This window comes from Geomonas sp. (assembly GCF_056994735.1).
In genome coordinates this window covers 1-24,363 of the sequence record NZ_JBXKJL010000083.1, presented here as the reverse complement: position 1 = coordinate 24,363, position 24,363 = coordinate 1, and the positions used below count along the sequence as shown (strand labels likewise).

The 24,363-nt window shown below is 62.0% G+C and carries 21 protein-coding genes; 17 read left to right on the top strand and 4 right to left on the bottom strand.

Annotated elements, in window-relative coordinates:
• The 14 genes from AC11W3_RS03860 to gabD all read left to right on the top strand — a co-directional run.
• On the top strand, positions 1 to 501 hold a 501-nt coding region (locus tag AC11W3_RS03860; RefSeq protein ID WP_484092519.1), incomplete at its 5' end, for a GspE/PulE family protein.
• A gap of 12 nt (positions 502 to 513) precedes the next feature.
• Positions 514 to 1,422: a type IV pilus biogenesis protein PilM gene (gene pilM / locus AC11W3_RS03855; RefSeq protein ID WP_484092518.1), complete on the top strand. Its 909-nt coding sequence runs from the start codon at positions 514 to 516 to the stop codon at positions 1,420 to 1,422.
• 1 nt (position 1,423) lies between these two features.
• Positions 1,424 to 1,954, top strand: a complete 531-nt coding sequence (locus tag AC11W3_RS03850; RefSeq protein ID WP_484090897.1) for a PilN domain-containing protein — start codon at positions 1,424 to 1,426, stop codon at positions 1,952 to 1,954.
• Positions 1,951 to 2,508 carry a type 4a pilus biogenesis protein PilO gene (gene pilO / locus AC11W3_RS03845; RefSeq protein ID WP_484090896.1) on the top strand — a complete coding sequence of 186 codons (558 nt, stop codon included), beginning with the start codon at positions 1,951 to 1,953 and terminating at the stop codon, positions 2,506 to 2,508. Before AC11W3_RS03850 ends, pilO begins: the two co-directional genes overlap by 4 nt.
• On the top strand, positions 2,505 to 3,161 hold the full coding sequence (locus tag AC11W3_RS03840; protein WP_484090895.1) for a type II secretion system protein PulP: 657 nt from the start codon (positions 2,505 to 2,507) through the stop codon (positions 3,159 to 3,161). Before pilO ends, AC11W3_RS03840 begins: the two co-directional genes overlap by 4 nt.
• Positions 3,162 to 3,172: 11 nt before the next feature.
• On the top strand, positions 3,173 to 6,085 hold the full coding sequence (locus tag AC11W3_RS03835) for a cohesin domain-containing protein (RefSeq protein ID WP_484092517.1): 2,913 nt from the start codon (positions 3,173 to 3,175) through the stop codon (positions 6,083 to 6,085).
• Positions 6,086 to 6,104: 19 nt separating this feature from the next.
• Complete coding sequence (locus AC11W3_RS03830; RefSeq protein ID WP_484090893.1) at positions 6,105 to 6,599, top strand: type II secretion system protein; 495 nt, start codon at positions 6,105 to 6,107, stop codon at positions 6,597 to 6,599.
• A gap of 4 nt (positions 6,600 to 6,603) precedes the next feature.
• Positions 6,604 to 7,014, top strand: a complete 411-nt coding sequence (locus AC11W3_RS03825) for a competence type IV pilus major pilin ComGC (RefSeq protein WP_484090892.1) — start codon at positions 6,604 to 6,606, stop codon at positions 7,012 to 7,014.
• Positions 7,015 to 7,052: 38 nt separating this feature from the next.
• A complete protein-coding gene (gene ftsE, locus AC11W3_RS03820) occupies positions 7,053 to 7,790 on the top strand; it encodes a cell division ATP-binding protein FtsE (protein ID WP_484090891.1) in 738 nt (245 codons plus the stop codon).
• Positions 7,777 to 8,721, top strand: a complete 945-nt coding sequence (ftsX, locus tag AC11W3_RS03815) for a permease-like cell division protein FtsX (protein ID WP_484090890.1) — start codon at positions 7,777 to 7,779, stop codon at positions 8,719 to 8,721. Before ftsE ends, ftsX begins: the two co-directional genes overlap by 14 nt.
• A gap of 1 nt (position 8,722) precedes the next feature.
• Complete coding sequence (locus tag AC11W3_RS03810; RefSeq protein WP_484090889.1) at positions 8,723 to 9,955, top strand: murein hydrolase activator EnvC family protein; 1,233 nt, start codon at positions 8,723 to 8,725, stop codon at positions 9,953 to 9,955.
• Positions 9,956 to 9,987: 32 nt separating this feature from the next.
• A complete protein-coding gene (locus tag AC11W3_RS03805; protein WP_484090888.1) occupies positions 9,988 to 11,319 on the top strand; it encodes a S41 family peptidase in 1,332 nt (443 codons plus the stop codon).
• A gap of 410 nt (positions 11,320 to 11,729) precedes the next feature.
• A complete protein-coding gene (locus AC11W3_RS03800) occupies positions 11,730 to 13,049 on the top strand; it encodes a cohesin domain-containing protein (RefSeq protein ID WP_484090887.1) in 1,320 nt (439 codons plus the stop codon).
• A gap of 316 nt (positions 13,050 to 13,365) precedes the next feature.
• Positions 13,366 to 14,823 carry an NADP-dependent succinate-semialdehyde dehydrogenase gene (gene gabD / locus AC11W3_RS03795; protein WP_484090886.1) on the top strand — a complete coding sequence of 486 codons (1,458 nt, stop codon included), beginning with the start codon at positions 13,366 to 13,368 and terminating at the stop codon, positions 14,821 to 14,823.
• A gap of 404 nt (positions 14,824 to 15,227) precedes the next feature.
• Here gabD and AC11W3_RS03790 read toward each other — a convergent pair whose 3' ends face one another.
• The 4 genes from AC11W3_RS03790 to AC11W3_RS03775 all read right to left on the bottom strand — a co-directional run bounded on the left by AC11W3_RS03790 (position 15,228) and on the right by AC11W3_RS03775 (position 18,632).
• Positions 15,228 to 15,701: a GreA/GreB family elongation factor gene (locus tag AC11W3_RS03790; RefSeq protein ID WP_484091925.1), complete on the bottom strand. Its 474-nt coding sequence runs from the start codon at positions 15,699 to 15,701 to the stop codon at positions 15,228 to 15,230.
• A gap of 185 nt (positions 15,702 to 15,886) precedes the next feature.
• Positions 15,887 to 16,741 carry a surface-adhesin E family protein gene (locus AC11W3_RS03785; protein WP_484091924.1) on the bottom strand — a complete coding sequence of 285 codons (855 nt, stop codon included), beginning with the start codon at positions 16,739 to 16,741 and terminating at the stop codon, positions 15,887 to 15,889.
• Positions 16,742 to 16,860: 119 nt separating this feature from the next.
• The gene (locus AC11W3_RS03780; RefSeq protein ID WP_484091923.1) at positions 16,861 to 17,868 is read right to left on the bottom strand and encodes a PilZ-like domain-containing protein; all 1,008 of its coding nucleotides are present in this window, start codon (positions 17,866 to 17,868) and stop codon (positions 16,861 to 16,863) included.
• Between the two features lie 410 nt (positions 17,869 to 18,278).
• Entirely contained in the window at positions 18,279 to 18,632 is a 354-nt protein-coding gene (locus AC11W3_RS03775; protein WP_484088890.1) for a hypothetical protein, read from the bottom strand.
• Between the two features lie 209 nt (positions 18,633 to 18,841).
• Here AC11W3_RS03775 and mfd point away from each other — a divergent pair, with 209 nt between their 5' ends.
• From mfd to AC11W3_RS03760, 3 genes are all read left to right on the top strand, one after another.
• Entirely contained in the window at positions 18,842 to 22,315 is a 3,474-nt protein-coding gene (gene mfd / locus AC11W3_RS03770; RefSeq protein WP_484092516.1) for a transcription-repair coupling factor, read from the top strand.
• A gap of 54 nt (positions 22,316 to 22,369) precedes the next feature.
• Positions 22,370 to 23,326 carry a peptidylprolyl isomerase gene (locus AC11W3_RS03765; RefSeq protein WP_484088892.1) on the top strand — a complete coding sequence of 319 codons (957 nt, stop codon included), beginning with the start codon at positions 22,370 to 22,372 and terminating at the stop codon, positions 23,324 to 23,326.
• An 80-nt stretch (positions 23,327 to 23,406) separates the two neighbouring features.
• Complete coding sequence (locus AC11W3_RS03760; RefSeq protein WP_484092515.1) at positions 23,407 to 24,363, top strand: peptidylprolyl isomerase; 957 nt, start codon at positions 23,407 to 23,409, stop codon at positions 24,361 to 24,363.

Here is a 24,363-nt window from a genome sequence, read left to right as displayed (position 1 = left end):
GCCCAGATCGCCGTGCAGTCGGCCTTGACGGGCCACCTGGTCTTCACCACGGTCCACGCCAACAACGTCTTCGACGTGATCGGCCGTTTCACCCACATGGGGATCGACCCCTACAACTTCGTCTCCTGCCTGAACTGCGTCATGGCCCAGCGCCTGGTGAGGAAGATCTGCCCCTCCTGCAAGCGCCCGGTTTCGGTCTCGGACCAGGAGCTCAACGAGTCGGCCATCGACCCGGAGGTGACCCGCGGGGTGACCCTGTACCAGGCGGTGGGGTGCGAGGAGTGCAACGGCACCGGCTACCGCGGCCGCTCCGCCATCGTGGAGCTTATGGACCTGAACGACGAGATCAGGGAGCTGATCATCTCCAAGGCCCCGATCGCCACCCTGAAGAAGGCCGCCCGCGCCGCAGGCACCTCCTTCCTGAGGGAGTCGGCGGTGGCCAAGGTGCTGGCAGGCGAGACCACGCTCAAGGAAATCAACCGTGTCACCTTTGTGGAGTAGCCGGCTATGTTAATGTCAACAAGGAGTCTGGGGCTGGAAATCTCCGGGGAAGGGCTCTCCTTCGCGCTGGCGGCAGGGGGGAAGGCCCTCAAGGTCCGCGGGGGGCTCTCCGTTCCCTTCCCCGCGGGGACCATACACCTCTCGCGCCGCGAGCCCAACGTGCTGAACGCGGTCTCCTTCGTCTCGGCGGTCAGGGAGGCTCACCTGCGCCTTCTGACCAAGGAGCGCGCGGTCTCTGTCTCCATTCCGGACGCGACCGGCCGCGTGGTGCTGCTGGACCTGGAGGCGCGGTTCCGGAGCCGGGAAGAGGGGCTCGACATCATCCGCTGGAAGCTCAAGAAGAGCTTCCCCTTCGACATCAGCACGGTGCACATCGATTACCAGACCCTGGACGAGAAGGAAAACGGGGCGGTGTCGCTCCTGGTGTCGCTGATCTCGCGACCGGTGGTGGCCCAGTACGAGGAGCTCCTGGTCGAGGCGGGGCTGGAGCCGCGCTTCGTCGACTTCAACTCGTTCAACCTCTACCGCCTTTTCGCGCCGCGCCTGGAGATGTCCGACAACGGCGCCTTCGTCTCCTTCTTCCGCGGAGCCCTCACGGTGCTGATCTTCTTCGGCGGCGTGCTCTCCTTCTACCGCACCAAGGAGACGGTGGGGGAGGCCCAGAACCTCTTCCGCGAGGTCAACAGTTCGCTCCTGGTGTACCGCGACCGTTTCCCCGGGCACACGGTCGGCGAGGTCTTCTGCATGGCCGCCCCCCTGGAGGCCGAGGCCTTCCGGGCGGTGGTGGCCGAGGCCACCGGCCTCGAGCCGGTGCTCCTGGACCTGGAGCGGTTGGTGATCCAGGAGGCCGGCGCGGCCCTGGAGAAACCGGCGCTGCACGGGCTGGCGGCTGCGCTGGGCGCCGCGGCAAGGAGCCTTTGAGATGAAATTTACCATCAACCTGGCCACCAGGCGCTACCTCAACACGAGGCTCCTGAACGCGGTCCTGCTGGCCCTCCTCCTGATCCTCGGGGGGCTTTCCGTGCTGAACGTGCGGGAGGCGGCCTACAACCAGGGGGAACTCTCCCGCCTGAAGAAGGAGGCCGCGGCCGCCGGCAAGCCGGGCGGCCCGACCGTCAGCCAGGCACAGCTGGACGTCCAGGCCGGAAAGATCCGCTTCGCCAACGACCTGATCGGCCAGAAGACGGTGAACTGGCTGGGGCTTCTGGACGATCTGGAGTCGGTGGTCCCGCCGGGCGTGGCGCTCGGCGTGATCGAGCCTTCCAAGCGCGAGCAGAGCGTCAAGATCAGCGGCGCCGCCCACAGCTTCAACGAGGTGCGCGCCATGCTGGAGAATATGGAGCATTCGAAGAAGTTCTCTGACGTCTTCCTGTTGAGCCAGGGCGATACCAAGGTGGGGCAGACGCAGCAAGGCGTGGCCTTTTCCATTTCCTGCAAGGTTTCCTACCGATGAACTACCAGATGCTGCGTGACATACTGCAGGCCCGGCCCCGGGCCATCGCCTTCCTGGCTTTCCTGGCCGTGCTGAACCTGGGGCTTTTCCTGTACCTCTCCGTCGTGCAACGGCCGGAACTGGAAACGGCGCGGGCCCAGTGGCTGACCCAGCGGGCCGCCGCCTCGAGCGGGCAGAGCGCCTCCAACAGCGCCACCCGCTACCGGCTGAACCAGCGGGACCTGGCGCTCTTCGAGCAGAGGCTGATCCCCAAGCAGGACTTCGCCTCCTTCATGAGCCGGGTCTTCCAGGCGGCCAAGGCGCATGGCCTGACGGCCAAGGGGGTGACCTACACGCCGGCCGCGGTGAAAGGGGATCCGGGCCTGGTGACGTACGGCATCAGCTTCATCCTCTCCGGCAAGTACCCGGCGGTCAAGGCCTTCATTGCCGACCTCCAGGGGTACCGCGAGATCGTCACCCTCAACTCGGTGGCGCTCAGCAGCAGCAGCGCCACGGAAGAGGCGGTCAGCCTCAATCTGCAGATGACCGCCTATCTCAAGAGGGAGGGCGCATGAACCGCCAGAAAGTGATTCTCGCCCTGCTGCTGGTGGTCTTCGCCGGCTCCCTGGTCTACAGCTACCTCCGCTCGCCGAAGCAGCTGCAGGGTCCCCCGCGCGCCGCCACCCGCGCCGCCGCCCCGGCCGCCAGGGCCAAGGGAGCCGCCGCTCCCGCGGTGAGGGACCAGGGCTCGGTGCGCATCGATCTTCTTGAGCGGGAGACGGCCCGTTTCGGCGGCTACCGCCGCAACATCTTCAGCCCCATCTTCAGGGAGGAAGTGAAGACTCCCCCCTTCAAGCCGCTGCCCCCGCCCCCCAAGCCGGTGAGCAAGCAGCTGCCTCCCCCTCCGCCTCCGGTCCAGGGGCCGCCGGTGCAGGCCGCACCGCCGCCGCCGACACCGGAGCAGCTGGCTGACGCCGAGATGGGCAAGATCACCTTCCTGGGCTTCTTGAAGAAGAACGGCGACAAGACGGTCTTCCTCTCGCACAACAACGAGATCTTCCTGGCCAAGAAGGGCTCGAGGATAGGTAGCAATTATGTGGTGAGCGATCTCACCGACGACGCCATCACCATCAAATCGGTGGCAGGAGGGAGGGAGGTTGTGATACCGCTTGCCGAGAACAGGTCACTCAGCAAGCGCCGCCCCAGCAAATGGACGACCCCCCCGTAAGGAGCAACTGCATGCACAGTAAAAGACCGATTCTCACCCTGATGCTGGCGACGCTGCTGTTATCCGGCTGTGCCGCCGGACGCACCGCCTTCAGCAAGGCCGAACAGCTCGAGCGCGAGGGGAACCTGGACGCGGCGCTGGTGAAGTACGCCGAGGTGGCCAACGCGCACCCGGAGGTGGGCGAGTACCGGGTGAAGTTCCTGAACGCCACCGATGCCGCGGCCCGGGGGCACTTCAAGAAGGGCGAAACCTTCTTCGCCTTGAAGAGCTACGACGATGCCCTCAGGGAGTACCAGAGCGCCTACGCCCTCGATCCTACCCAGGTGCAGGCCAAGCTGCAGGCCGACCTGGTGCTGAAGATGAAAAGGGTCCAGGGGTACCTGCAGGAGGCGGCGGACTTCGAGAAGAACCGCAAGCCGCACGAGGCCCTGACCGCCTACCGCCACGCGCTGGAACTGGAGCCGGGGGACAAGCAGGCCAAGGAGGCGGTGGACCGGCTGGTGGCGATCAAGCACCAGAAGCTGGACGGCTACGAGCTGAACCTGAAGTCGACCAAGCCCATCACCCTCAAGTTCAAGGACGCCAAGCTCAAGGAGATCTTCGGCATCCTCTCGCAGCTTTCCGGAATCAACTTCGTCTTCGACGAGATGGTCAAGGACGTGAACGTCTCGCTCTTCCTCGAGAACGCCACCTTCCAGCAGGCGATGGAGATCATCACCGGCATGCACAAGCTGGACAGGAAGGTCCTCAATGAGAGCACCATCATCGTCTATCCGAAGACCCCGGACAAGATCAAGCAGTACGAAGAGCTCTTCGTGCAGACCTTCTACCTGAACAAGCTGGAGGCCAAGAAGGCGGTCAACCTGATCCGCACCATGCTGCAGGTCAAGAAGATCTACGTGAACGACGAGCTGAACGCCCTGGTTATCCGCGATACGCCCGAGGTCATCGAGGTGGCCCGCAAGATCCTGGAGGCGAACGACGTCCCCGACGCCGAGGTGCTCCTCGAGGTCGAGGTCTTCGAACTGTCGAAGAACAACGCCGAGAACTTCGGCCTCTTCCTCTCCAGGTACGCGGTCTCGGCGGCGGTGGTGCCGCCGGGAAGCAACACCTTCTTCGCCGATACCCTGAACTCGGTCACCAACACCTCGTCCACTTCCTCCACGTCGGGTACCACCACGACCGCGACCTCGCCGAGCAACCTCTTGAACCTCTTCGCCTATAAGGGGTACAATGGCTACCTGACGGTGCCCAACGCCACCTTCAACTTCGGCAAGACCCTGACCAGCGGCGAGACCCTGGCCAATCCGAAGATGAGGGTGAAGAACCGGGAAAAGGCGAAATTCAACGTCGGCACCAGGGTGCCGATCACCACCACCTCGTCTCCCTCCGGCGGCGGGGTGAGCGTCAACGTCCAGTACGTCGACGTCGGTGTCAAGCTCAACGCCGAGCCGACCATCCAGCTGAATAACGAGGTCTCCATCAAGCTGGGTCTTGAGGTCAGCTCCATCCTGAGCCAGTCCACGGTCGGCTCCGACAAGGCCACCACGGTGGTGACCATCGGAACCAGGAACCTGGACACGGTGCTCTCCCTCAAGGACGGCGAGACCAGCATCATCGGCGGCCTGATCCAGAAGAGCAAGAACGAGGCGAAGGACAAGATCTGGCTCCTGGGGGACATCCCCTTCCTCGGCGCCCTCTTCAGCAACAACACCGACAAGTCCGATAAATCCGAGCTCCTGCTGGCCATCACCCCGAGGATCGTGCGCGCGGTGACCGTCCCCGAGGGGGACGTCGCTGCCTTCTGGTCGGGACGCGAAGAGGAGCCCTCCACCAACAAACCCTATTCCTCCTTCGTCGAGGAGACGGAAGCGGGCCTCGCACCGGCGGCTCCGGCCGCGGGGGCTCCCGCTGCGGGGGGAGCCGCGGGACGGGCGACTTCGGCTGCGGCCAGGAGAAGGGAAGCTGCGGCGGCCGCCGCCCAGGCGCAGCCCGTGCCGGCAACCCCGGCCGGTCAGAACCTTCCCGTTCCCGGCGCTCCGAATCCGGCGACCGCGGCCCCGACGCCGAGCGGACCGGCTGCTCGTCCGGCACCGATGATGCCCGAAACAGGGGCTGAGATTCCGCCTCCGCCTGCTCCTGCCCTCGCACAGGTTCCGCCTCCGCCGGTACCGGCGGCTGCCGCTCCCGTAGCTGCGGTACCTCAGGGTGGTGGCGTCGCCACGACGGCGGCTCCGGTGACTGCGGCGCAGCCCGCTCCGGCGCCGGCTGCAGGCTCCGCTCCCCAGGCACCGGCGCAGACGACCGCGGCGAAGACCACCGCGGCCCAGCCTGCCGGACCGCAGACCACCGCTGCTGCCCCGACTACTGCTGCGCGGACCACCGCGGCCCAGACGACAGCGGCCAAGAACACAGTGGCACCTGCGCCGACCGGCAGGCCGGCGGCCCCCCAGGCCCAGGCGGCGACCCCGGCGCAGAAGAGCCAGCAGCGCAAGCCGGGCACGGCCCCCTCCAAGATTTCCCTCACCCTGGGAGTTCCCTCGTCGGCGAAGGTTAACGACCAGTTCACGGCGCAGGTCAACGCGGGTGGGGCGCAGGACCTTCTCAGTACCGTCTTCGTACTGACCTACGATCCGAAGCTCCTGGAAGTGGTGAGCCAGTCCGACGGACCGTTGCTTAAACAGGGCGACTCCCCCATCAGCTTCCAGGCCTTCGCCGACAAGAAGAAGGGGGAACTATGGGTCTCGGCCGCACGCCTCAACAGCGCGCAAGGGGCAAGCGGCGACGGTGCCATTCTCAACGTGACTTTCAAGGCCCTTGCCAAGGGGGCGGCCGGCATCGGTTTCTCCAATACCAATTTCCGGACCATCCAGGGCGACCAGATCCCGGTCACCGCCTTCAAGTCCGTAGTAGAGGTAAAGTAGCCCGCCGGGCTAGGGAATCATGCACCGTATCGTTAACAATAACCGTGGCCTGACCCTGATCGAGCTGGTGGTGACCATGGTGATCCTCTCCATCCTGGGCGCCCTGGTACTCCCCTCCGCGCGTGTCACAAACATCCGGGTGAAGGAGATCGAGCTGAGGAGGAACCTCAGGGAGGTAAGGACCGCGATCGACGAGTACCACCGGTACTGGGAGAAAGCCAAGGCCGAAGGCAAGATCACCGCCATCGACGAGACCGGTTATCCCAAGACCCTGGACGACCTGGTGAAGGGGCATGACTTCGGCGAACTCAACGTCAAAAGCAGGAAGTTTTTACGCAGGATCCCGCAGGACCCGTTCCACCCTGTGAAGCCCGATGACAAGGATGGCCCCTGGCATCTGCGCTCCTACAAGGATGAACCGGACAGCACCATCTGGGGCGGGGAGGATGTCTACGACGTCTACTCATGGAGCGACGGCACTGCCCTCGACGGCACGAAGTACAACACGTGGTGAACTCATGTTCAAGATATTGAAGAAGCTTAAAAAGTCGCAACGGGGTTTCACCCTGATAGAGCTGATGATCGTGGTTTCGATCATCGGTATCCTGGCCGCCATTGCGGCGCCGAACTATCAGTGGGGACTGGTGCGGGCGCGCGAGGCGGTGCTCAGCGAGGATCTCTACACGCTGCGCACCACCATCGACCAGTACTACGCCGACAAGGGGAAGTACCCCGACTCCCTGCAGGACCTGGTCACCGACAAGTACCTCAAGGGGATCCCTGTCGATCCCTTCTTCAAGGCACCCACGGCCGAATGGGACACCGTGCCGCCGCCGACCGACGAACCTGATGTCAAGGGCTCGGTGGCCGGGGTCCGCAGCAAGTCGACGCAGATGAGTTCCAGAGGTATTCCCTACAACGAGTGGTAGAACCGGATAACCCTTAAGCCGATTGAGGCCCAGAGAAGATGATCCAACTGCACAACGTATCCATGTCGTACCAGGGCGAGAGCCCGGCGCTGACCGACATCAGCCTCAAGATCCCCAAAGGGGATTTTGTTTTTTTGACCGGGCAGTCCGGCGCCGGCAAGTCGACCCTATTGAAGCTCCTCTACGCCGAGCTCACCCCGACCCGGGGGCAGGTGCTGATCGACGGCTCGAACATGACCCGGCTCACCCGCTCGCAGATCCCCCTGCTGCGCCGCTCCATCGGCGTGGTCTTCCAGGACTACAAGCTACTCCCCAACCGGACCGTGCTGGAGAACGTGGCCATCACCCTGGAGGTGCTGGGGTGGGGCAAGCGCGACATCGGCAAGAAGGTCTACCACATCCTCAAGCAGATGGGGATCGAGGACAAGATCAACGCCACCCCGCTCAAGCTCTCCGGCGGACAGCAGCAGCGCGTGGCGCTCGCCCGGGCCCTGGTGAACGATCCTAAGATCCTGATCGCCGACGAGCCGACCGGTAACCTGGACGACGAGAACAAGGAGCAGATCCTCTCCATCTTCAAGGAGGCCAACATCCGCGGGACCACCGTGGTGGTGGCGACCCACGACCGGCGGGTGATCGAGAACTCGCACCGCAGGGTGATCCGCCTGGACAAGGGGAGGATCCTGCAGGATCTGGGGATGGAGACAGGGACGCTGCCGGAAGGTCAGGGGCTGGAGAAAGGAAGGATGCCGGAGGAGCAAGATGTCGAGAGTTAAGCAGGCCGTCCGTCCCAAACTGGCCCAGGAAGGCTTTTTCGGGCGCCTCTCCTACTTTTCCGCCAGGGCGGTCGCCAACCTGAAACAAAATATCTTCGTCAGCGCCGTGACGGTAGGAACGATCGCGCTGGCGCTTTTGATCGCCTCCCTCTTCCTGCTGGTCTACGTCAACCTCGAGGGGATGGCGGAGGGGTGGAGCGACAAGGTCCAGATCACCGCGTACTTCGACAAGGAACCGGCGCCTCTCGCCGTGTCCGCCCTCAAGGGGAGGGTCAACGCCATAACCGGAACCTCGAAGGTGGTCTTCGTCTCCCAGCAGGAGGCCGAGAAGCGGCTTCGCAATCGGCTGAAGGGGCAGGAGTCGCTTCTGGAGGGTATCTCCTCGGAAGTCCTCCCGGCCTCCCTGGAGATCAGCCTTGACCGTGGCCACCGCGACAGCGCCTCCGTGGCCGCCTACGTCTCCTCGTTGAAGCAGATCCAGGGGATCACCGAGGTCCAGTATGGAGAGGAGTGGGTTAAGCGCTTCAACTCCTTCATGAACCTCTTCCGCCTGATGGGAGCTCTCCTCGGGAGCTTCATGGCCATCGCCGTGCTCTTCATCGTCTCCAACACCATCAAGCTCACCATCTATGCCAGGAAGGAAGAACTGGAACTCCTGGGACTGGTGGGGGCGACCCGGCTCTTCATCAAGGCGCCCTTCCTGATCGAAGGGGTGCTGCAGGGTGCGCTGGGAGCGGTGTTGTCGCTGGTCGCTCTCCTGGGATGCTACTTCCTCTTCCTGAAGAACGCGGGGAGTTTCCTGGGAGTGAATCCCGCGGCCGCAGGCTTGACCTTTCTGCCGTTGACCCACCTGGCGGCCGTTCTCCTGGGCGGAGTGCTCCTCGGGTTCATCGGGAGCGCCACCTCGTTGAGAAGGTTCGTGAACGTCTAGCATGCGATTTCTCTCACTCATAGTTTGTCTTGTCATTGCCCTGGCACTTCCGGCGCTCTCCCATGCCGGCGCCAAGGAGGATCTGCAGGGGGTAAAGAAGCAGATCAAGGAGAAGAGCGCCCTCCTCAACAAGACCCAGAAGGTGGAGACCAAGGTCTCCGGCGAGCTGCAGCAGATCCAGAAATCGCTGGCCGAGAAGCAGGCGAGCCTCTCCTCGCTGGGACGGGACCTGGCCGGGGTGGAGAAGGGGATCGACAAGACCCTCTCGGACATCGAGCGGGAGCGCCTGGAGGCGGAGAAGAAGCGTCAGCAGATCAACCGCAGGGTGGCTGCCCTCTACAAGGGCGGGGACACCGGAAACCTCCGGGTCTTCTTCTCTTCCGAATCCTTTCCGCAGATGACCGAGAACCTGCGCTACATGCGGAGCGTGCTGGAGAACGACAAGAAACTCTTCGCCCAGTACAACCAGAACCTTGAGCACCTGAAGGGGCTAAAGGAGCGGTTGGAGCAGGAGGCGGCCCGCAAGGAGGGCATCCGCCGCTCGATCGAGGCCAAGAAGCGCGAGATAGAGCAGGAGAAGTCGCGCAAGGCGACCTACCTGGTGCAGGTCCGGCAGGACAAGCAGGGGTACCTCTCCTCCATCAAGGAACTCCAGGCCAACGCCGGCCGCCTGCAGAGCATGATCCAGAAGCTCGAGGCCAGAAACCGCAAGGCGGCGCTCGAGGCCAGAAAGGCTCTTGAAGCAAAGAATAGAAAGGGGTATAGTTCGAAGTCTCGTGGCAAGGAGACGGCACAGAACTCCCTGCCGCCGGCACCGCAGGTCCCTGACAAGGGACTCGGCACCCAGAAGGGGAGGCTGTCGCTTCCCGTGAAGGGGGCCATCGTCGGACGCTTCGGAAGGCACAAGAATACCGGATTCGATTCCTTCACCTACAGCAACGGCATCTCGGTGTCGGCCCCCGCCGGAACCCCCATTCGCGCGATATACGACGGCGAGGTGATTTTCGCCGATTATTTCAAAGGGTATGGTAATATGATTATCGTTGACCACGGCGGCGGCTTTTACAGCCTGTATGCGCACGCCTCGTCGGTCGGCAAGAAAGTAGGTTCGAAGGTAGCCAGGAACGACGTCCTGGCCAGCGTCGGCGACCTTGACTCATCGAAGGGGCCGATGCTTTATTTCGAGATACGATACCAGGGAAAGCCGGTAGACCCCGCGCCCTGGTTCCGATAAACAGGGACCGCAACAAAATCTAGGGAGGCATAATGTTCAAGGGTAGTAAATTCAGGAAGGCAACCCTGTTCGTGACCACCGTTTCTTTGATAACGCTGGCCATCGGGTTCGGCGTTCAGCGCAGGTGTGCGGCCCAGGGCGGCGGCAACGACTACGAATCAATCGAGCTCTTTACCGACGTCCTTTCCATCGTCAAGAAGAGCTACGTTGAAGAGGTCGACACCAAGAAGCTCATCTACGGTGCCATCAACGGGATGCTGACCTCCCTCGACCCCCACAGCTCCTTCATGCCGCCGGATACCTACAAGGAAATGAAGATCGACACCAAGGGTGCCTTCGGCGGCCTCGGCATCGAGATCACCGTCAAGGACGGAATCCTCACCGTCATCTCCCCGATCGAGGACACACCTGCCTTCAAGGCGGGGATCAAGGCCGGCGACCAGATCCTGAAGATCGACGACAAGTTCACCAAGGACCTGACCATCACCGAGGCCGTGAAAAGGATGAGGGGCATCAAGGGAACCAAGGTCACCCTCACCATCATGCGCGAAGGTTTCGACAAGACCAAGGACTTCACCCTGGAGCGCGACATCATCCAGGTCAAGAGCGTGAAGTACAAGGTGCTGGACGACGGCTACGGCTACGTCAGGATCTCGCAGTTCCAGGAGAAGACCGACGACGATCTCGAGAAGGCGCTGAGGGCGCTGCAGCCCGAGCGCAAGCAGCTGAGGGGCCTGGTGCTCGACCTCCGGAACGATCCCGGCGGGCTCCTGGACCAGGCGGTCCGGGTATCCGAGCACTTCATCGACGAGGGCAAGTTGATCGTCTACACCGAGGGGCGCGAGAAGGATTCGCAGATGCGCTTCAACGCCCGCAAGGGTGGCAAGGAAGCGAACTACCCGATCGTGGTGCTGATCAACAGCGGCAGCGCCAGCGCCTCCGAAATCGTGGCGGGCTGCCTCCAGGACCACAAGCGCGCGGTGGTGATGGGGACCCAGAGCTTCGGTAAGGGAAGCGTGCAGACCATCATCCCGCTCTCCGACAACTCCGGGCTGCGTCTGACCACCGCCAGGTACTTCACGCCTAGCGGCCGCTCCATCCAGGCCAAGGGGATCACCCCGGACATCCAGGCCGAGAAGATGGAGATCGCCAGCAACCCCGAGAAAAAGGACGGGATGCACATCAGGGAGAAGGACCTGGAGAACCACTTCGAGAGCGACAAGAAGGACGCCGCCGACGACAAGAAGGCCAAGCCCGCTCCGTACAAGACCGATGAAACCATCAAGGGTGATTCCCAGGTCCTGCGCGCCCTTGACCTGCTGAAGGGCTGGGAGATCCTGAAGACCATGGGGAAAGTCTCCTAACAGCTGAGTGACCAACAGGCAGAAGTGAAAACGGAAGGGGATGGAAAACGTCCCCTTCCGTTTTTTATTTTCGGGCAACCTTACAGGCAATCAAAACCTTGCCGGCGTTCTCTCAGGCACCGAATTCGGAACCTGCTCGCCAGTACCAATCTTCTTTAGAAGCGGCCCACCGGCTGCGAGCAGTATGATCAATCCCCCCTTCAGTCAATGCCGCAGCCAGCCTTGACACACAGTTGCTCCTCAGTAAAGTTTATTGTTGTTCACAGGCATCCCTCTCTCTCAGTGACTTCATCAACATTGTCAGAAGAACCGGGGACTGGGAATCAGTTGAGGCTGGTAGTCGCAGAGACTTTAAGCTGTGACGGTCTGAGATCCTGTAACTTGTAATAGACTCGAAATGGAGGCGACATATGCCGAAGCTGAAGGTATTCCACCAGGTGCTGATACTATTTTTCGCCGTCGTGATACTGCCTCTCCCTGCTTCCGCCATTTCACAACTCTCCATCTACCCCGGGGGCGACGGCATCTTCGTGCTGCAGGGGAGGCTGGAGGGGGTAGGGGGGCTCCACACCTGGATTGCCTATGACAGCTCGACCCTCACCAACCCCAGGATCTCACTCGGTCCTCTCATGGCCGGCGTGGCAGCCGTGGTCAACCCTTCCAACCCCATTCAGATTGCCGGGGTGGTCGGAAACACGAGTGGGATTACCGCCAGCGGGACTATCGCCACCATCAGTTTTGACCGGATCGGCTCCACGCCCGGGACCATCACCACTTTGACCGCCAAACTCATAGACCCCAGTCGGAAGGCCATTGCCATGGCACAGCCAGCTGTCACCAATCCCGCTCAGCTTGTGGCCACGACCGATCCTCCACCTGCCACCACCACCGCTACCGGGAGCGGGGGAGTCAGCAGCGGTGGCACGGGTACTGGCAGTGGCAGTGGCAGTTATGGATCTACAACGGAATCACCACATCCCTTTATAGTGGGTGGGACAGTGACGTTCCCTCCTACCGATACCAGCACAGGGAAGGTCGGAAAGGAGCCCACGCCCCAGACCGAGCAGGAGATGCAGGACCGCCGCCCATTGTCGCAGGTAGCTGCAACGCCGCCCCCTGAGCCTGCCGAGGTCGAGGCTCCCGCTCCGAAGGCTGCGACTCCAGCGATCGTCGTAGCAAAGCCCATTCAGAGCGTCCTGGAACGGTTCAGGCTCTTCACCGGCGAGAAGTCGACCAAGAGCCTTACAGCACTCTTCAACCGCGACATCTCGACGCCCTTCAGCCAGGAGCCGCCGATAGCGATTGCCGACGGCAAGGGAACCATTAAGGTCATGATCTCCCGACTCCCCGGTGACAAGACACCTAATCTCACCTTCAAATCCGCACGTTTCGTTTCGGTCGCACGGAGCGAAGGGGCATGGGAGATCGAAGTAGCACCTGACAAGGGAGCGGTCTACGCCAGCATCACCATTCTGTCCAATGGCAGGGTTCAGGAATTTCCCCTGACTGTTGCCCCGAAGGCTGATGTCGCCGTTAAGAAAGCGGGAGTTCCTTCGGAAGCCGATTTCAATCTCTTCCTGAATGAGCGTGGGACAGCTGCCGCCCCGAAATTCGACTTGAACGGCGATGGCAAGCGTGACTATCTCGATGACTACATCTTCACGGCGAACTACCTGGCGAAGGCGGAGGAAGCTACCCACAACAAGAAGACAGCGCAGCAGAAGCCATAGGTGTGCCTTATCCAATGTTTTGACTGTAGTAGATGCCTCCTTAAGAAAAGAGGGGGCATCTTTTTTATGGCTCACCCGAAACCACTGTCACCAAAGCTCCACCTTTGCACATTGCAGCTTCGGAACGGGCCGCCCAGGTCCCGACTCCTGCTTCGGAAACATTGTAAACCCTCCATTTTGTCAACAGCAAAAGGTGCATGTTTTTATGTTGCCGCGGCAGGGGAGATAAGGTATACAGATTCATTCGTACTATTAGCCACTTCAAAGTATCTCGACCTTTTTGACATAGTGGAATGCCGAATTTGGAGGAGGATCTATGCCAGCTCTACGCGACAGCAAACTTTTCCAGCAGCTCTGCTACATCGATGGAACCTGGACGGCAGCCGACAGCGGTGAGACTATCGATGTGACCAATCCCGCGACCGGAGAAACGCTCGGAACCATTCCGAAAATGGGAGCTGCCGAGACCCGGCGGGCGATCGAGGCCGCCAACAGGGCCTACCCGCAGTGGCGGGCGAAGACATCCCATGAGAGATCGGCGATCCTGCGCCGGTGGTTTGAGCTGATGCTGGAGAACCAGGAGGACCTGGCCATCCTGATGACGGCGGAGCAGGGTAAGCCGCTGGCGGAGTCCCGTGGAGAGATCGCCTACGCGGCGTCATTCATCGAGTGGTTCGCGGAAGAGGGGAGGAGGGTATATGGCGACGTCATACCACCCCATCAAAGCGACAAGAGGATCGTCGTCATCAAGGAACCGATCGGCGTCTGCGCCGCCATCACGCCGTGGAACTTCCCCTCCGCGATGATCACCAGGAAAGCCGGACCCGCCCTCGCTGCGGGGTGCACCATGGTGGTTAAGCCCGCCACGGCGACCCCGTATTCGGCGCTGGCCCTGGCCGAGCTCGCCACCCGCGCCGGCATCCCCGCCGGCGTCTTCTCGGTTGTCACCGGCGCCTCCGGTGCCATCGGCGGCGAGATGACCGGGAATCCGTTGGTCCGGAAGCTGACCTTTACGGGATCGACCGAGATCGGGAAGAAGCTGATGGCCCAATCAGCGGCGACGGTGAAAAAGATGTCGCTGGAACTGGGAGGCAACGCCCCCTTCCTGGTATTTGATGATGCCGACATCGACGCGGCAGTCGAGGGGGCCGTCATCTCCAAATTCCGCAATACCGGCCAGACCTGCGTCTGCACCAACAGGTTCCTGGTGCAGGAGGGGGTCTACAACAAGTTCGCCGAAAAGCTTGCCGCGGCGGTCGAGAAGATGAAAGTAGGAGACGGTCTCAAGGGTGAAACCCAGCAGGGACCGCTGATCGACAAGGCTGCGCTGGAGAAGGTCGAGGAGCATATCGCCGACGCCCTCGCCAAGGGAGCCCGTGTCGTCACCGGCGGGAAGCGCCATGAGCTGGGAGGCACCTTCTTCCAGCCGACGGTCCTCGCCGACGTCAAGCCGGATATGCTCGTGGCGCGCGAGGAGACCTTCGGTCCCTTGGCGCCGCTCTTCCGGTTCAAGACGGAGCAGGAAGCGATAGCACTGGCAAACGACACCGAGTTCGGTCTGGCGGCCTACTTCTACAGCCAGGACATCTCCCGGGTCTGGCGGGTCGCCGAGGGTATTGAGTCCGGTATCATAGGGATCAACACCGGCCTTATCTCCACCACGGTCGCCCCCTTCGGCGGCGTCAAGGAATCCGGCATTGGCCGCGAAGGCTCGAAATACGGCATCGAGGAATTCCTCGAGGTGAAATACCTCTGCATGGGCGGGATCAAGTAGCGCTGTGACAGGGTCGTGAAATCGCCGGCCGCTGACCTTCTTTCCCCTCCGCTGGACAGCGAGAGATTGAGCGGGGTGGGGGGAAGGGGACGAGCCATCATCGCCGCGCTTTCCAACTCCGCCGAAGGAACACGAAGCGTCCCCCCCTTGACAAAGGGGGGACAGGGGGGATTTGCCGTGTGAGCGGCATCGTTGCTGCGGTTCGCGCCTGGAAGGGCGCTCCTACGAAAGGGAGAGCCGGCACAGCATGGCTTGCGTCCCTCACCCCTGCCCCTCTCCCGCTTGCGCGCCGAAGCGCTTCAGCGCGCAGGCCCGGAGGGGGAGGGGATCCCGATGTGTTTGAATCGATCAGGAGTTAGAGAGAAGAACGATCTTGACAGGGTGACAACGGCGCGGTCGCGGCATCACTTCGGCTTGCTGGAGGTGACGGAGATTATGGTCACGGTGAGATCCCCGGCGGGGCGCTTGATGGTGATTTCGTCGTCGACCTTGCGGCCGAGAAGGGCTTTGCCTACCGGGGAGTCGACGCTGATCTTCCCCAGGCTGACGTCGAACTCGTCCGGGCCGACCAACTGGTAGCAGCGCTCGTTGCCGTCCTCGTCCTCGTAGGTCACCCAGCAGCCGAAACTGACCGAGGCGGGGTTGAGCGGCGGATAAACGACCTTCAGCACCTTGAGCCGGTCGCCCAGGTGCTTCAGCTCCCGGTCGATCTCCCGGAGACGCTTCTTCGAATAGATGTATTCGGCATTTTCGGAACGGTCCCCTTCAGCGGCGGCTTCGGCCATGTTCTTCACCATCCGCGGCCGCTCGTTTTCCCAAAGAAAATCGTATCGCTCCTGCAGCCGGTTCCGGCCTTCGGCGCTTATCATGTTGGTCATGCTTTTCCCTCTAAATATTACAGCGGCACCCCAGCATCCCCGTGGTGACCGTCCTGTGTCAGTTCAAAAGCAAATCCCCCCTGCTTTGCTAAAGGGGGGAAGGTGAGGCCGCCATCGTTGTAAGGGGCGGTACCCTTGCTAACAAAATTACCGGATGAGTACGCTGAATTCGGTGGCCGGCGCTGCTACCGGCCGGCAGGCTCGGAAGGAGCTGCCGGGGCTGGGCGGTCTGGGGGTGACATGGCATCACCTGGACCTGACGCTTCCACCAGGGCTGGCGCAGAGGCCGTCATCCCCGTTTCTCCGGGGGGTGGCGTCTCACCAGGAATGCCACGATCACGCGCATCCGTTGCGGGCGGCTCAGCGGACACAGCCGGAGCCTGCTGGGTAGCGGGTTCGCCAGGCGGCACCGATGGAGCCGTATCTTCCGGCTCGGCCGGGACTGCCCCCCCCAGCCGCGCAGGGGGCGCCTCGAAGGGGGCGGCCTCCTCCAGAAGAGTTACCGGCTCATCGGCGACGATCCCCCGCCGGGCGAGGCCTGGTGCGGCGGACTGACGGCCGGCAGCAGCCTCTGCCGAGGAGGCTTTGACACCGTCTTCGGCATCCGGATCCCTGGCAGTCTCTTTTTCCTTGGTGCAAAGCTCTTCCTGGGCCAGCTCCAGCATCGACTCAGGCGGGACAGGCTCAAAGAGGGGCTCCGCCGTTGCCGGCAGGGCTTTGCTGAGCTCCCTCCTGCTCCTGTCAAACATGATGCTGCCTCGCACCCGGTAGCTCGATACGGCGCAGTCCATCTCGTAGTTGGTGAAGATATAGGAGAGGTCCTGGAGTTTGTACTCTCTTTTGAAAAACTCCTTGTCCTTGGCGACCGATTTGACCCAGAAGAGGTAGACATTGTCAGGGAGGGACTGGACCGACTTCTGGTCCAGATAGTATTTCAGGTCTGCATCTTCGGCAAAGTTAAGCCATCGTGCTTCATCAGCATGACATATCCCGCAACCAGCAAGGAGAGCCAGCACCACAAGGTACGATCTGACCGTCATAATCCCCCCTTCTACAGCCCGGCGAATGCGTAGATTTTTCCAGGCGGTCATGATAGCCGAGTTTGGAGAGTTACGCAACCAAAGCGAACAAGCGCCTACTGTCAGAGGAGGATCTACGACTATCTCCCATCTTGACGGTACTGCTTGATAGCCTTCTCATATGTCTGCTGGATCTCGTTGGGGGGTGCCTGCCGGCTGTACTGGATGAGATACCGGACGAGATAGAAGACCGCCAGGAAGACTGCCAGCGCCAGCAACGCGCGGCGCAGGTACTGCCGCCAGTCGAACCCATCCGCGCCTGACGGGTCCGGAACGACGAACTCCCGCTGATCGGCGATGGTCCGCAGTACCACAATCTGGGATGCCGAGATGTGCCTGAAAATGAGGTCGCGGTCCCTTTCATCGAGGAAGATGAACTTGAGACCGGCACGGTAGCGGAGATCCCCATCGGGGAGCTCCCGGGTCGCCACGTGAATGACCTGCGCCACGGCCTGGACCTGCCGAAACGGTACCAGGGGGAGATGGATTTCCAAGGCCAGCAGTTCGTCCTGCTGCACCGGTTGAGGCAGGACAAGGAAGATCCCTCCGCCGCCGAGGTTAACCTCCGCGCGCGTCATATCGCGCCACTCCAGCTTCACGGCAGGGACATAGCTGTCCCTGTTGGCGGCGATCACGAAGTCATCGTAACCGTGAGCCTTCATATGCACGAGGTCCTTGCGCTGCTCCCAGTCCCGCTCCACGTCCCTGCGGTTTGCGCTGTCTATGAAGGCGTACTTGAGCCGCAGATCGAGCTCGATGCGAAAGAACTGCCTTCGCTCCCGCAGCGTGAAGTCGCCGAAGAGCCGGATCCGCAACATCCTGGGGCCGGTTTTGTCGATGACGATGCCGCTGCAGGTGTAGTGCTCCTTGTGGATGCGGATGGTCACGTCCAGGATGAAGCCGACGTCCACCCGCACGTTGGAGGGAAGGACGTCCCGGGAGATCTGCGCCAGCACTTCGTCCTCGCCGGATTCGCTGACTACGGCCCAGTCCCGGAAGACGCCCCCTCCGGCCAAAGGGATGCCTATCTCTATCCGTTTCCCCTGGCGGAGATACTCCCTGTATGGCGCGTAATAGTCTTCCTGCATAACCCTACCCGTGGTTTATTAAGCGCATGCCACTGTTACCACATTAAACTTTAAAGCCGGTCAGTTGCAATCTCCCTGTGCATGAAAACCTTATAGCAGATACCATCCATTAGAAAAGGAGAGCTCCCGGCATGAGCTCTTTTTCTGTCCTGATTAGTACCAATCTTCCGCCAGCTTCTAAAACTGTCATTCCCGAAGCGATTCTGATCGGGAATCCAGCTCCTAAACGACGTGAAATCTGGATCCCCGATAAGGGCATTCGGGGATGACAATCTCGTAGCGGAAAATTGGCGCTAACTAGTAAAAACCTCTGTATCTGCGGACGGTCTTTGCGACCTCCCCCCTTGTCAAAGGGGGGGGCGGGGGGGATTTGCAGTTGAAGTACGCCTTTAGCCTTTAGCCCTTGGGTTTCAGTGCACGGTTTCCGGCTCCATCTCCACCACGGGCTCGATCTCGTTCTTCCGCTCCAGGATGGCCTGCCACAGGGCCTGCTGGTCCTGGTGCTCCGTGAGCTGCTTGACCACGATTTCCCGCGCGGAAAGGAGTTCCTTCTTGAGGGTCTCCGCGCTCCTCACCAGATGCCTGGCCCGGGGATCGCTCCTGACGTAGGGGGACAGCAGGTGGAGGGCCTCGTCGATCTTCCGACTCACCAGCACACGCTCCTTGTAATCAAGCTCCCCCGTCTTCAGGCGCGCCTCGAGTGCATCAAATTCCGCATTGAAGTACTTCAGCACATCTGAGTGGATCATCTCGTCATCTTTCATTGATTCACCTTTCACCCGGCGGCCGGGGGAATTTTCCTGAACATAATGTAGGCTCTTCGGCAGGCGCCTCTTTTTCTTTATATTTATTTAACTTAGTTGGAAAAAGTTTAGTCACCCCATTGAGCTGGCTAATCGATCCTCTTTTTGCTATCCTCATGATGCAGTCAGCCCAACCACTTACCGCAGAAAGGGCCTATTGTCTGACCGGTATGACCAAAACTACCCACGACTACATAGATAAGATAAGGGAGAAGCTCTCCGAACCAGGGAGGGTCCTCAGCTTAGCGGGACTGGAGGGGTCCGCCCCCGCCTACCTCCTCTCGCGCCTCGCCGAAACGACGGCCGGACCGCTGGTGATCGTGACCCCGGACCAGGAGAGCGCAGACGAGCTGACCCAGGAGCTCTCCTTCTACGCCGCTACGCCGGAGACCGTCCTCCCCTTCCCCTCCTGGGACGTCACCCCCTACGACGCCGCATCCCCTCATCCCGACGTGGTGGGAGAGCGCCTCAACGCCATGGTGCGCCTCCTCGACGGCCGCGCCCGCGCCCTGGTGCTGCCGATGGCGTCGGCCCTGCAGCGCGTCATCCCCCGCAAAACCCTGGGGGAGGTCTGCCAGTACCTGGTGGCGGGCGAGGAACTGGAGCGCGAGACCCTGGTCGAGAAGCTGGTGAAGCTCGGTTATTCCCACGTTCCCATCGTCGAGGACCGCGGCACCTTCTCGGTGAGGGGAGGGATTCTCGACATCTTCCCCCCCGACCTGGCGAAGCCGGTCAGGATCGAGTTCTTCGGCGACCTGGTCGAGACCATGCGTTTCTTCGACCCGGTGACCCAGCGCTCGCTGGAACCGCTGGCCGAGCTGGTGCTCCTCCCCTCACGCGAGGTCATCCTCTCCGAAGAGGTGCTGAAGGCCTTCGCACCCCGGCTCAAGAGGCGCTGCGACCATCTGGGGATCGGGGCCGATCGGCGCCGGGAGCTGATGGAGCAGCTGCAGCATGCCATCTATCCGCCGGGGATCGACTTCCTGCAGCCGCTCTTTCACCCGGAGCTGGAGACCATCCTCGATTACGCAGGCCCCGATGCCATCTACGTAAGCCTCGATCCCGAGGCCCTCTCCGAAGCCGCCGAACGCTTCGCCGCAGACCTTCGATCCGCAGTGCTGCGCGCGGAACTGCGCGACGCCATCACCAGCGATCCGGCCGAACTCTTCCAGAGTGCCGAAGAGCTGGAGGGGAAGCTTTCCACCGGACGGCGCCTGCTGTTGCCGCGCCTGGAAATCGCCGGGGAGGGTGGGGAGACGGTACGGCTGGCGACCTCCGGCAATGCCGACGTCAAGCCGGCGCTCAACCCGGAAGGCGAACGGGTGCTGGCGCCCCTCACCGACAAGATCGTCACCTGGATTGCGGCCGGGAACAGGGTGCTGGTGCCGTGCCACCAGCCGGGGCAGGCCCGCAGGCTGTACGAGCTCCTCTCCCACTACCGGCTTCCCCTGGAGATCTCCGAGGAGCGCTTCCCGGGCGCAGCCCTACGCCCGCCGGGGCGGGTTGAGATCCTGATCGGCGAGATCTCGCGCGGCTTCAGGCTGGAAGCGGAGAAGCTGGTGGTTATCGCCGAGGAGGAGATCTTCGGCAAGCGCGTGAAGAGGCGCGGCCTGTCCGAAGCCCGGAAGAAGCAGCTCCTTACCTCGCTGGCCGAGCTCAAGCCCGGCGACCACATGGTCCATATCGACTTCGGCGTCGCCATCTACCGCGGCCTCGAGCATATTACCCTCACCGGGATGGAGGGCGACTTTCTCCTGCTGGAATATGCCGGAGCCGACAAACTCTATCTCCCGGTCGACCGCATCAACCTGGTGCAGCGCTACGTCGGGGCCGAGGGGGTCGAGCCGAAGCTCGACCGCCTGGGCGCCGCCGGCTGGGAAAAGGCCAAGGCGAAGGCCCGGAGCGAGGTCCAGGAGATGGCGGCGGAGCTCCTCAAGATCCACGCCGCCCGCGAGGTGCAGCAGGGGCACCAGTTCTCGCCCCCCGACGACATGTACCGTGAATTCGAGGCCTCCTTCGCCTTCGAGGAGACTCCGGACCAGGCGGCCGCCATCGACCAGGTCATCGCCGACATGGAGAGCACCCGTCCCATGGACCGACTGGTCTGCGGCGATGTCGGCTACGGCAAGACCGAGGTCGCCATGCGGGCGGCTTTCAAGTCGGCGCTCGACGGCAAGCAGGTCGCCGTGCTGGTCCCGACCACAGTGCTGGCCCAGCAGCACGCCGAGACCTTCTCCACGAGGCTCAAGGACTATCCGATCAGGGTGGAGATGATCTCCCGCTTCCGCACTCCCCAGGAGCAGAGGCAGATCCTGGAAGGGGTCAAGAAGGGCGAGGTCGACATCGTGATCGGCACCCACCGGCTCTTGCAGAAGGACGTGGTCTTCAAGGACCTTGGGCTCCTGATCGTGGACGAGGAGCAGCGCTTCGGCGTGGCGCACAAGGAGCGGCTGAAGCAGTTCCGGGCCGTGGTCGATATCCTCACCCTGACGGCGACGCCGATCCCCCGCACCCTGTACATGTCGCTCATGGGCATCAGGGATCTCTCCATCATCGATACGCCTCCGGTGGACCGGCTGGCCATCAAGACCTTCGTCTCCCGCTCCTCGGACGAGCTGATCCGGGAGGCGGTGTTGAGGGAGCTCCGCCGCGGCGGGCAGGTCTTCTTCGTGCACAACCGGGTGCAGACCATCGGCGCCATGGCCGACGAGCTCCGGCGCATCGTCCCGGAGGCCCGCATCGTGGTGGGACACGGCCAGATGGCGGAGAAGGAACTGGAGAAGGTCATGCTCTCCTTCATGCACGGCGAGGCCAACCTCCTCCTCTGCACCACCATCATCGAGAGCGGCCTGGACATCCCCACCGCCAACACCCTGATCATCAACCGCGCCGACACCTTTGGCCTGTCGCAGCTCTACCAGCTGAGGGGCCGGGTCGGGCGCTCCAAGCAGCGCGCCTACGCCTACCTCCTCATCCCCGGCGAGGGGGCGATTTCTCCCGATGCCCGGGAGCGGCTGAAGATCATCCAGGAGCTGACCGAGCTCGGCGCCGGCTTCCGGATCGCCACCCACGACCTGGAGATCCGCGGAGCCGGGGAGCTGTTGGGGGCCAAACAGAGCGGGGACATCGCCGCCGTCGGCTACGAGCTGTACGCCGAACTCCTGGACGAGGCGGTGCGCACCCTCAAGGGCGAGGAGATGCCGGAACGGGTGGAGCCGGAGATCAAGCTCAAGGTGCCCGCCTTCATCCCCGAGGACTACGTCCGCGACCCGAACCAGCGGCTGATGATCTACAAGAAACTGACACAGCCCGCCGACGAGGCCGAGATCGACGATATCCGGGCCGAGCTCATCGACCGTTTCGGCACCCTCCCCATGGCCGCCATCTACCTCCTGGAGGTCATGCGCATCAGGGTGCAGCTCAAGAAGATGCTGATCAAGGAGATCGAAGTCGCAGGGAGCGACCTGGTCCTCTCCTTCCACGAAAGGACCCCGGTGTCGCCCGACGCCATCATGGCCCTGCTCAGGAAAGAGAAGGGGAAATACCGCTTCACGCCTGACTTCCGCCTCTATGCGCGCATCGCCGACAGCTCCTTCGACGGGGTCCTGGCAGAGGCCAGAAATGTCTTGAAACTCCTAGGCTGATATGCTAGCGTTCCCCGATTGGAATATACTTACGGAGGGAAAAAGGAGCTGACCGTGCGCTTTAGGAAAACTGCCACATTGCTCGTGCTCGCGCTGTGCGTGGCCGGGACCGGCTGCAAGCAACAGGGAGCCGAGAAGAAGGAATCCAAGAATGGGGTTGTTCTCGCGGAGGTCAATGGTACGAAGATCACCGACCAGGATTTCTACAAGGAGCAGGAGACCCTGCCCCCCTACCTGAAACCGATGACGGAGACCCCGGAAGGGAAGAAGGAAATGCTCGACACCATGGTGGTGCGCGAGCTGATCATGCAGCAGGCCGAGAAGGACGGGATCGACAAGAGCCCGGTTGTGGCCGCCAAGCTGGAGGACCTGAAAAAGCGGATCATCGTGGAGGCCTTCCTGAAGAAGAAGGTGGAAGAGTCCGCCAAGGTGAGCGACGCCGAGCTGAAGGACTTCTACAACAAGAACATCGATAAGTTCAAGACCGGAGAGCAGATAAAGGCCAGCCACATCCTGGTGAAGAGCGAGGCCGAGGCGAAGGATGTCGAGAAGCAGCTCAAGAGCGGCGGAAACTTCGAGGAACTGGCGAAGAAATACTCCGTCGACGGCGCCGCCCCGAAGGGCGGGGACCTCGGCTGGTTCAGCAGGGGCTCCATGATCCCGGACTTCGAGCAGGTTGCCTTCGGCCTCAAGGAAGGGCAGACCTCCGGAATCGTCAAGACCAAGTTCGGCTACCACATCATCAAGGTCACCGGCAAGCGTCCGGCCGGCACCCGTTCCTTCGAAGAGGTGAAGGATCAGATCAAGCAGGCGATCATCCCCGAGAAACAGCAGGAAGTCTTCAAGAAGCTCAAGGACGACCTGAAGAAGAGCGCGAAGATCAACGTGAAGGAAGATGCGCTGAAACAGCTCAAGAACGCCCCGCCTGCGGAAGGTGGGCAGCCGATGCCGGCGGGAGAGGCCCAGCCTCAGCCGGTGGCGCCGCCCCAGCCGGCGCAGCCGAAGAAGTAAAGAGCTGCACCATACCGAAAAGTGGCGGCCGGGCGTAAGTCCGGCCGCTTTTTGCTAACGAAGGCTAGAAGAGAGAATCCATGTTAAAGAGAATTTCCGGCATCATCCTTTTCGCACTGCTTGCCCTGCACCCTTTCCCCTCCCCGGCGGCACAGGTAATAGACGGTATCGCGGCCACGGTGAATGAAGACTTCATCACCACCGCCGAGGTTGACAAGGAGTACGCGCAGCTGCAAAAGGAGCTGGAGAAACTCCCGCCCTCCGAGAAGATGGGGCTCCGCAGCACGGCGCTCAACAGGCTGATCGACAAGAAGCTCATAGATCAGAAGATCCACGAGCTGGACATCAAGGTCGGCGAGGAAGAGGTGCGCGCCGCCATCGACGACGTGAAGAAGCAGAACAACCTGACCCAGGAAGCCCTGGTGCAGGCGCTGGCCGCGCAGGGAATGAGCTTCGAGCAGTACAAATCGCAGCTGAAGGAGCAGTTGGAGCGCCTGAGACTTATGGGGCAGGAAGTAAGGTCCAAGGTGCAGGTAGGCGAGCGTGAGATGCGGGATTACTACGAAGCCAACCGCGCCAGGTTCGGTGCCGATCAGCAGTTCCGGGCCCGCCACATCTTCTTCAAGGTCGAGAAGAATGCCGGCCCTGCCGAAGTGGCGACAGTGGAAAGGGTGGCCGACGAGGTTCTCAAAAAGGCGCGGGGAGGGGAGAATTTCTCTGAGCTGGCCAAGAAGTATTCCAGCGACCCCGCGGCAGCGAAAGACGGCGGCGACTTAGGGACCTTCAAGAGGTCCGAGATGCTCCCCGAGATAGGCGACACCGTAGCCGCCATGAAGCCGGGAGAGATCAGTTCCGTGGTGCGAAGCCCTGCCGGATTTCACATCATAAAGCTGGAAGAGAAGACCCAGAGTGCCGGGAAGAGTTTTGAAGAAGTGAAGGGCGACATCGAGGATATCTTGTACAAGAAGAAGTCCGACGAGCGTTTCGCCCAGTGGGTCAAAGACCTCCGCGCCTCCGCCGCCATTGAGGTCCGGTGA